Raw genomic sequence first — 9,104 nt, 5'->3', positions numbered from 1 at the left:
CCGATTCCCGATTCCCGATTCCCGAACCCAATTGAGAACTGCTATATTGGGTGGCATGGGTGCCTACACCATTGAACTCGCTATCTGCCTAGCTTATAACTCCCTTGGATTGTGCGGTCGTTTTCTTTTGTCTGTTAGTCTTCAGGTGCGACCCGTGGCGAATTTAATAATTAGATGCGGAAACCCTACCTAATTGCCTTTTTCTCTGTTCACAAATTTTTCACTCTACCCTGATAGGATAGCGTACTGGTAGTAATTGTAATAGAGGTTATTACCTCTATTGTGATTCACGTGTTATTCAGGGCTGATTGACTGACAAAGCTCCTACAAACTATGGTGTCGCTGCTATCCCGCTAGGGGGTAAAACCCCTAGTTCATGTAGGGTGGGCAGTGCACCAGACAGATAATCAAGCTTGCAAAGGGCGTTGGTAGGCACTGCCCACCCTAGGATTAATGACTAGCTAGTTCATGTAGGGTGGGCAGTGCACCAGACAGATAATCAAGCTTGCAAAGGGCGTTGGTAGGCACTGCCCACCCTAGGATTAATAACTACCTAATAACTCAAGTCTGTTAAAACGGACTAGAGATAAAGGGTTGTAGTCGGTTGAAACCGACCTTAGCTATGAGCTGTGGACTTAAATCCATGGCAGGTTTGATGGCAAAGCCCAACATTGTTGAGTAAACCAGTATTCAAAGACAGACTAGGCAAGACTGAAACCTAATCTTTATATTCCCAAAAACCGGGATTTTAGGGATTGGTCAATAACATCTAAATCGGTAGCTCCTGAGTAGTTTGTAGCTACCTACTAATTGAAGTAGCAATAGGTAAGCCAATGGAAATTTTTAAGCAACGTCAGCAGCCAAAAGAAACTAATTCTCAAAGTGCTAATTTTTACTACTTTAGAGGAATTAGCCATCTAGTGGTGGGCAAATTTCAAGCAGCCATTCTGGAATTGAATGAAGCCATTGAGATTGACCCCAACCATGCTGCTGCCTATGACAACCGTGGCATATGCCTTCGAGAATTAGGTAAGCATCAAGAAGCCCTAGCAAATTTTCAAAAATCAGCTGCAATTTACCAAAAAAAGGGTAAAACGGATGATTATCAAAAGATAATAGCCAAAATTCACCACCTTTACTCACGGTGATTCGCTTAAGCCTGTGTAGTGAATGGTATAGGGCTAGGGGCAATGGCATTGGCAATAGGCAAGAGACAAGAGGCAAAAGTTAACTACAGGTGCGCTTTCCGCTTCAGGACTGACACAAAACTGGGCACTAAACGCTACAAGTAGTAGGTTACGTTAATAACGCACCCTACAGATAGTGTTACTACGGAAGTCCTGAATTCTTACTCTCGCCTTTTTCATAAATTTTCACAAAGCGCGTGATTAACTAGTGGGTTGTTCAAAGACTATGCACTATTGGTGAGGCTCGCCAACGGCATCTATTGATTAACTCATTTAACAATCATTTGTCAAATGTCATTAGTCAATTTCCAATTAACTTTGGAAATTGGAAATTGACTAATGACCAATGTTCGATTATTACTTGAAACAAAAGCACCCAGTCATGCAACTTGGTAAAATTCTGATTCGTAAACGAATTATTTCTACAAATCAACTCAATAAAGCCCTGGAAATCCAGTCTTTAACAGGAATCAAATTGGGAGAAATTTTGGTAACTAAAGGATTGATTGAATCTCAGGATTTGGAGCAAGCACTTTTGGAACAATATTGGCGAATAAATGGGTTTTGGGTGATTGACTAGTCCCACTGGATATAATTCAAAATTCAAACGCCAAAATTCAAACGTATTCCATCGTTATTATCTAAAGGTTTTGATAGCTTTGAATGGTATCTTCGGATTAGCTTTAGGGATTAGATATTAGAAACAATAGGAGCAATTGATCGCCTCCGTTTAATCACCCATCACACCCCATTTGTTACATCAAGTACGGCATCCGTTACTACATCCGTTACTACATACTTTACTACATCCGTTACTATAGCAATTGCTGAATTCACTGCTCCAAAGTCCCTAAAATCCAGAGATTTATAGCTGACCGAATTGAAAACCGCTGTAATTATTTAAATCCTCATCATTCATAAGATAAAACTGGAAATGAGAGTAATATTTTGCGATAGCGTCTTTGACCATAAACTGATAGAACCTGATTACGAAGAAGAGATTAAAGCTGCCAAATTAGCTGGCTTCATAACTTCCCTATTCAGCTTTGAAGACTTGACTGATGGCAAGGTAGCTCGTTCATTAAGGTATGTGGAAAATGCGGAAGTGGAGGAATTGGCTATTTATCGTGGATGGATGTTAACTCCTTTATCCTATGGGTTACTTTATCATGGACTTTTAAACAAGAAGATCAAACTGATTAATACTCCAGCAGAATTTAAATATTGTCACTATTTACCTGAGTATTATCCAAAAATCAATGCTTTAACTCCAAAATCGAATTGGACAGTGGGTCAGGAAATGAATAATTGGGAAGTGATTAATTCCCTGACCGATGAGTTTGGAAATTATCCTATTATTGTCAAGGATTATGTAAAATCAGAAAAACATAACTGGCAGGAAGCTTGCTTTATTCCAGATGCATCCAATAAAGACAACGTGAAGAAGATAGTAGAAAGGTTTATAGAGCTGCGAGGTTCGGCCTTGAATGAAGGGCTGGTGTTCCGAAAATTTGAAGAGCTGGAATTTTTAACGGAACATTCTAAAAGTGGTATGCCATTGACAAAAGAGTACAGACTATTATTCGTTTTTGGTAAATTGGTAAAACTGTTTAATTATTGGGATGAAGGTGACTATGGTGATACAATACTAGACCTCACGCCTTTTCTTGATGTTGCCCAAAAAATAGATAGTAATTTTTTCACGATGGATATTGCTAAGAAGACTAATGATGATTGGATGATTATAGAGCTTGGTGATGGGCAAACAGCTGGGCTCCCGGATAATGGAAACAAAGGGGAATTTTATATGGAATTAAACAAAAATATAGGGCAGCATGTTTAATGTAAGCAGTCAGCAGTCAGCAGTCAGCAGTCAGCAGTCAGTCTTTGGCCTTGGCCGTTGGCCACGCTACGGGAATGGCTGATAGCCGAATGCTTACAATTACGCGAAGGCATTTACTGATAAATTCCCCTAACGCTATCTCAATCAATAACTTGAAGCTGAATATGGCAGCAGCAAAGCCGGTGCTCACCCTTACCGGAGGCTGGGCGACAGCAATGTCTTTCGCCCTAGGTGGGGTAACCCTAGCCATGTCGGGAAACTGTATTTTGGCCGACTATGCCTTGGCCGACATGGTTCCGGATGGGACATTGGGTAATGAATCGTCAGTGGTGATACCTAATACCACTGTCCGAGGAGAAATCGGGGATGTGATCGAAGGTGGCGCAACACGAGGTGCTAACTTATTTCACAGTTTCCAGGAATTTAATGTCGGAGAACTGCAACGGGTTTATTTTGCTAATCCCTCTGGGATCGAGAATATTCTAACCCGGGTAACCGGGGGGAATCTATCCAATATTCTAGGCACTTTGGGAGTAGATGGATCCGCTAATCTGTTTTTGCTCAATCCCAATGGTATTGTGTTTGGATCCCAGGCAAAATTAGATGTCGCTGGTTCCTTTTTTGCGTCTACTGCTAATAGCTTGGTATTTGGTGATGGGCTGGAGTTTAGTGCCACATCCCCACAAGCCCCACCACTCTTAACGATTAATATTACCCCAGGATTGCAGTATGGCAAATATGACCCCAGGACAACAATTACAAATGCTGGCAATTTAGCTGCTGGAAAAGACTTGACCCTAGCCGCAGGCCATCTGGATTTACAGGGTCAACTAAAAGCTGGTCGGAATTTGACTCTGTTGGCAGAAGATACAGTCAACATTAGCGATAGTGTAGCGCAACCGTTTATCGCCAATGCAGGTGGTTTGTTCGTAATTCAGGGTAATCAGTCGATTACTATTGCAGCAAAGAACCATTCCGATAGCGGTTTATTTGTTGGTTCCGATTTACGGTTGCGATCGCCGGGTCCGATCACAGGAGATACTAACTATACCGTTGGCGGAAATATCAGCATCGAGCAGGCAGTTGGATGGTAACCCAGGGAATTTCATCAGTCCCAATGATCCCATTATTCTAGCTAATGGAGATGTTAGTTTAGGAAACTATACCGGAGCATCACTGCATATTTTGGCAGGAGGAAGTGTTACCGTTGGGGACATCGAAATTAACTCTACCGATACCGGAGATAATGCCATTAGCCCTAATAATTCCAATCCGTTCTTGGCTAGTCTGGCTAATGTGACCTTGTCCGATGAAGCGAGAACTTCTGTAGTGATTGATGGCAGTAAGCGACCTACCCTCGATATTCGTGCTGGTATAGATTGGACATTACTGGGAGGTTTTCCAGGAAATACCGATAGTGGTAACCTTGCTCCTAATTTTGGGACTGCTGCTACTAGTGCAAATATCGAAATTGGCAACATTGAGATTAAAGCACCGAATGGACTGGTATTGTTAACCAATCAGTATCAAGCTAACCCATCCTTAGTTAGTGACAAGCTTACAATTAGTTCACTTCTGACTGGTGACGGTACCGTAGCTAACCTAGTCAATGATAAGTTTACGAAGTTTGAGATAGATAGTAGTAAGCAGAGGTTTTCAGGGAATGGTGGCTCGGTCTTTATTAGACCTCTTGCATAAGTCTCATAAACCTTGGTCAACACAAGGCAAAAGGCAAAAGGCAAAAGGCAAAAGGGCTAGATTTTGATTTCATATTTATTTTTGCAAGAGGTCTAGTGTGGGGAGTGTGGGGAGTGTGGGGAGTGGGGGAGAATTGAGGTAAATTATAAATTCAATGTTCGCAACTCTGACTTCCGACTCCCGATTCCCTACTCCCGATTCCCTACTCCCGATTCCCTACTCCCTACTCCCTACTCCCTACTCCCTAGATTTTAGTAATAATAAGGATTTTCCGGTTCAGGAATTTTCTTAATCCCACTGGCTTCAATCACCAGCTGGCGTTTATCATCGAGGGTTTCTGTAATCATGTTACCTTCAACTTCGATCCAGGTATCGGACGGATAATCATTACGGTTTTCAGTAAGTTTAACTGGCAAACCTAAAGGATAAGCGTCAGCAGCACAACAAGTAATCACAAACCGGGAAATTAAGATATGGTCTAGAGGGAGATTAGGATGAATCACTACAAAACCATCTACTTTTACCTTTTGACCGGTATAGGCATCTGGTTCAGGATAAACATTCAAAAGCTTGATCCATTCAATTAGGCTGCGCTTTTCAGGATTGCTAGCACTGCGGAAGGATTGCGGTTGCGATCGCGTTATGGTGGCGGAGTCGGCAATACCCCGGTGTAGGGCGGTTTGGCTAGTAAATGCTTTGGGTGTCACGATTAAACCAACCATTGCCGTAGCGATCAGGAAGCCACTACTCCAACTAGGGGGAAATAAGGTTGTATGTTGAGCAGCTGGCCTAGTTACTCCCTTACCTAACCGGTGTTGACGCTCTAACTTCAGCAGTTGGGATAACCTCAAGCCTGATATTAACAATAAAATTACACCAGTGATAATTACCAAGCTAAAGTAATTGGGATGAATTAATAAGCTTAACTGACCACTTAGCCAGTATTTCAACAATAAAACTCCCCATAACGCTAAAGAAATTACTTCTAAAAGAGGAATTGACCAGTTTCTCCTGTAGGAACTTTTTCTGGACAAACGTCCTGAATGCTTAGATGGATTCATGATTAACAAGCCAATGGATTGTAGGAGGATTTAAAATTTTATAACTCCCTACTCCCTAACTAACATACAAATTAATAAACAAAGTCAATAAAAATGTTAACTGCCCTGCTATGAGAAATAGGTAAATGATTGACTTGGTTTTAAATACCGATAACAGTAAGCCGATGGCTTTGATGTCAATCATTGGTCCGAAGACTAGAAATGCTAACAACGAGCCACTAGTAAAGGTTGAGGCAAAGGCGAGGGCAAAAAATGCATCGACGGTGGAACAGATGGATACTACAGCGGCCAATAGCATCATGGCCAAAATAGACATCACTGGTCCTTGACCGAGGCTGATGATAATATCACGGGGGATAACGACTTGAATTATGGCTGCGATCGCACTACCTAAAACGAGGATTGAACCTAGCTCCCGAAACTCTTGTATAGCATTTTCGATAAATAGCTGTAGTCGGTCAGGCAAGGGTTTGCTTTGTATGTCCTGGCTAGGGGGTGTGTTTAAGACATTAGCGTCTAAGGCCAAGGGTGTACCAGATTGACCGAGTAAATATGAGCCTGATTGTAGTAATGCTGGCTTATCCTCAGCAAATTTCCTTGGTCTAGAGCGAAACACTGCTCGTTGCAGTAGGGGGCCTAAGTCTTTCTGAGTACTGAAGACACAGCCGATAAAAATGGAAATACTTAAGGAAAATAAAATTCGCAATACCCAGATTTCCGGCTGGTCTCGAAAGGCTACCCAGGTTGACCAAATTACTACAGGATTGATGGTTGGGGCTGCGAGCAAAAACCCAATTGCAACTGGTGCTGGTGCTCCCTGGCTCAGCAGCCGCCTAGCCACTGGCACATTACCACACTCACACACTGGGAACAAAAAGCCGACACAACTACCAAAAACTGCTCCTAGAAAGGGGTGGCGAGGCATACTAGCAATCAGCTTGCGCTCATCCACAAAAAACAGCAGTAAGCTGGAGAGAATAACCCCCAGTAGCAAAAAAGGTGTTGCTTCAACCAACAAACTCAAGAATAGGGTGAAGGCGTTGTTGAGCTGATTCATGCATTTTCCTATTTATGCTTGAGCAACGTGTTAAGCAAGAAAAAAATCAAAGGTCAAAGGTCAAAGACTAGTCTGAGCTAAGGCTTTTGGCTAGCAGCGATAGGGAATTTAATCGGGAAAACCTTACCTGATATCAGACGATTGTTTTGTGACATAGAGGCCAGATCTTTCACCGTAGGGTGGCGCATAGCTACACTTCGTGAGAGCGTTTGGAATAGGTAAGAGTTTTACTAACTGTATACCAACCTTTAGAAGGGTAAGCCAATGTCTGACCTAAATAAAATAGTATACCCTACTCTTGACCTATTCCTCTACGATCTACGGGAAGGTCTAGGGCAAGACCCGGAAATTATTGATTATAACCGTGAACGATTCTGGCAAAGAATCTATGGTCATCCCGAGGGTGATGAATCAGACCTGATCCTAGAGCCGACGTTACTGGCTAAGCTCAAACAGGCAGAACGCTCAGAATCTAGGTTGGTGGAACTATTGGGTGCTGATGTGGTCAAGCATTTCGAGCGTCCTTTGGAAGGCTACTACTACCCTATCCAAATTGGTAACACTTACGCCCTTCAGGTAAACTGTTCCGGAGTCTATGCTGATGGGATCAGACAATCAAACCATTCACCCCAACCCATTACAAATATTAAGAAAATCCAAGGGGAAATTCTTGCCCACATCAATCATCAACCTGGAGCAATTGGTCAAACTTGGATCATGTGGGGTCAACTGTGTGACCGTGATCAAGACCCTACACAAATTGCCCTAGAATGCTACAAGCAACTGGTGTCTAAACCCGACTGGTCAAGAGACTTTCAAGCCCAAGGCAAAGTGCTAGGGGGTACTTTATTTGAATTTTGGCGTCCTCCCGCTGATTGGTCAGAGCCAGAAGCGATCAAAAACAACCATCATCTTTTAATTTGGTTGTTTCCCAAAAAGCGTTCTATTGATTCTATCATCGATAGCATTACTGGTATTTATATAGACTTAATTTACTTATTGTATTATCGTAACAAAATTCTTTGGGCTTATGGTGAAATTAACCGACCACTAGCAGAACTTAAAGCTGATCTAGTCTCAGTTAAAACTAGTATTGCTCAGATCAGCATGTTACCCCAAAATACATTAAAATTAAGGGAAATACTAAGCAATAATCTCAACCTATTGTCTCGTTATGCTACTAATTTAGGGATGCTGGATTCCCAAACCCAAACCATTAAAACCAATATCGAAGATTACCAACAACGATTGACTAAATTAAAACAGGTTTATCAACGGAGTGATTGGCACATTCTGAGAGAGTTTAGGGATTTAGCAGCTAGCCAATATCTGCAACAAGTGGAGATGGATCATGGGAGATTAAAGTCTGGTTTAACCTTACTAGAAAATCTAATTCGGACAGTAGATGGCATGACCCAAACTTACCAAACCCAGAGTAATCGTAGCTTACACCAAAGCATTGCTCTGGCTGGTGTGGGAGTAGCAACCAGTAGCATTACCGCTACTGTCCTAGTTAAACAACAACCCCCTGATAACAATACTATCTTTATCTTGACACCAGCTTTTGCCTGGAGTCTTCTCACTGGTGCGATCGCTACTTTGCTAATGTGGATAATTTTAAGGTTATTTGGTCGTTAAGGGAGTCGGGAGTCGGGAGCGGTGCGACCCGTGGCGAATTTAATTCGCCTACGGAAAGCGCACCGAGGGAGTCGGGAGTCGGGAGTCGGGAATAAAAATTATCACAATTTATTGACGATAGTATAATTTTTTTCGCATATCTTTCCAAGTTTATACGATTTAACGCGATTTACTTTTTCCGTATATCTCAATAAAATTACTCTTAAAAACAATCGAAATTTAATTTAAGATATTATATTTTTTTCCGATTCCTGATTCCCAATTCTAAATTCTTAATTCTTAATTCCCAATTCTAAATTCTTAATTCCCGATTCCCGATTCCCGATTCCCGATTCCCAGATCCGCTGTTCCCTGCTCCCTACTCCCTCAAAACCGATTATGTACTTAAAAAAATCCCAAACCCCTTTATTACTGCTGCTGTGGATTACGATTGGGACCTTGCTCCGCTTTGCTAGTCTAGGGGTTTTACCTCCTTGGACTGATGAATGTGCCTACGTGCTCAACGGGCTTCACAGCAAACAATTGCACCAGAGTACGAGGTTCAGACTGTCTTTGATACAGAGCAGGATCACTACCAATTGCTCTATGTTGGTTGGCGTGGGAATAAACGTGATTTTGGC

At 42.1% G+C, this 9,104-nt stretch carries 11 protein-coding genes; 9 read left to right on the top strand and 2 right to left on the bottom strand.

Annotated elements, in window-relative coordinates; genetic code table 11:
- From F6K37_RS24635 to F6K37_RS24605, 7 genes are all read left to right on the top strand, one after another.
- A partial coding sequence (locus tag F6K37_RS24635) for a hypothetical protein (protein ID WP_287252759.1) occupies positions 1–193 on the top strand: 193 nt, incomplete at its 5' end.
- A 640-nt stretch (positions 194–833) separates the two neighbouring features.
- Complete coding sequence (locus F6K37_RS24630) at positions 834–1,148, top strand: tetratricopeptide repeat protein (protein WP_008191057.1); 315 nt, start codon at positions 834–836, stop codon at positions 1,146–1,148.
- 385 nt (positions 1,149–1,533) lie between these two features.
- Positions 1,534–1,767 (top strand): cyclic di-GMP-binding domain-containing protein, MshE-related, encoded by a 234-nt coding sequence (locus F6K37_RS24625; protein ID WP_008191055.1) that lies wholly within the window; start codon positions 1,534–1,536, stop codon positions 1,765–1,767.
- 354 nt (positions 1,768–2,121) lie between these two features.
- Positions 2,122–3,030, top strand: a complete 909-nt coding sequence (locus tag F6K37_RS24620; protein ID WP_287252755.1) for an ATP-grasp domain-containing protein — start codon at positions 2,122–2,124, stop codon at positions 3,028–3,030.
- 44 nt (positions 3,031–3,074) lie between these two features.
- Positions 3,075–4,124 carry a filamentous hemagglutinin N-terminal domain-containing protein gene (locus tag F6K37_RS24615; RefSeq protein WP_287252753.1) on the top strand — a complete coding sequence of 350 codons (1,050 nt, stop codon included), beginning with the start codon at positions 3,075–3,077 and terminating at the stop codon, positions 4,122–4,124.
- On the top strand, positions 4,084–4,728 hold the full coding sequence (locus F6K37_RS24610; RefSeq protein ID WP_287252751.1) for a hypothetical protein: 645 nt from the start codon (positions 4,084–4,086) through the stop codon (positions 4,726–4,728). The genes F6K37_RS24615 and F6K37_RS24610 overlap by 41 nt, the downstream gene beginning before the upstream one ends.
- Before the next feature lie 154 nt (positions 4,729–4,882).
- On the top strand, positions 4,883–5,020 hold the full coding sequence (locus tag F6K37_RS24605) for a hypothetical protein (RefSeq protein ID WP_165691825.1): 138 nt from the start codon (positions 4,883–4,885) through the stop codon (positions 5,018–5,020).
- Here the strand turns inward: F6K37_RS24605 and F6K37_RS24600 are convergent.
- Both F6K37_RS24600 and F6K37_RS24595 read right to left on the bottom strand, forming a co-directional pair.
- The gene (locus tag F6K37_RS24600; protein ID WP_287252748.1) at positions 4,980–5,789 is read right to left on the bottom strand and encodes a TIGR03943 family putative permease subunit; all 810 of its coding nucleotides are present in this window, start codon (positions 5,787–5,789) and stop codon (positions 4,980–4,982) included. The two genes, F6K37_RS24605 and F6K37_RS24600, sit on opposite strands and share 41 nt — an antisense overlap.
- A gap of 55 nt (positions 5,790–5,844) precedes the next feature.
- Positions 5,845–6,846 (bottom strand): permease, encoded by a 1,002-nt coding sequence (locus tag F6K37_RS24595; protein WP_008191045.1) that lies wholly within the window; start codon positions 6,844–6,846, stop codon positions 5,845–5,847.
- Between the two features lie 264 nt (positions 6,847–7,110).
- Here F6K37_RS24595 and F6K37_RS24590 point away from each other — a divergent pair, with 264 nt between their 5' ends.
- Positions 7,111–8,484 (top strand): hypothetical protein, encoded by a 1,374-nt coding sequence (locus F6K37_RS24590; RefSeq protein WP_287252744.1) that lies wholly within the window; start codon positions 7,111–7,113, stop codon positions 8,482–8,484.
- Between the two features lie 485 nt (positions 8,485–8,969).
- Positions 8,970–9,104, top strand: a 135-nt coding sequence (locus F6K37_RS24585; protein ID WP_287252761.1) for an element excision factor XisI family protein, incomplete at its 3' end; no start/stop codon positions are given.

The organism is Moorena sp. SIO4E2, assembly GCF_010671945.1.
Classification (GTDB): domain Bacteria; phylum Cyanobacteriota; class Cyanobacteriia; order Cyanobacteriales; family Coleofasciculaceae; genus Moorena; species Moorena producens.
This window is presented reverse-complemented; position numbering and strand designations above follow the sequence as displayed.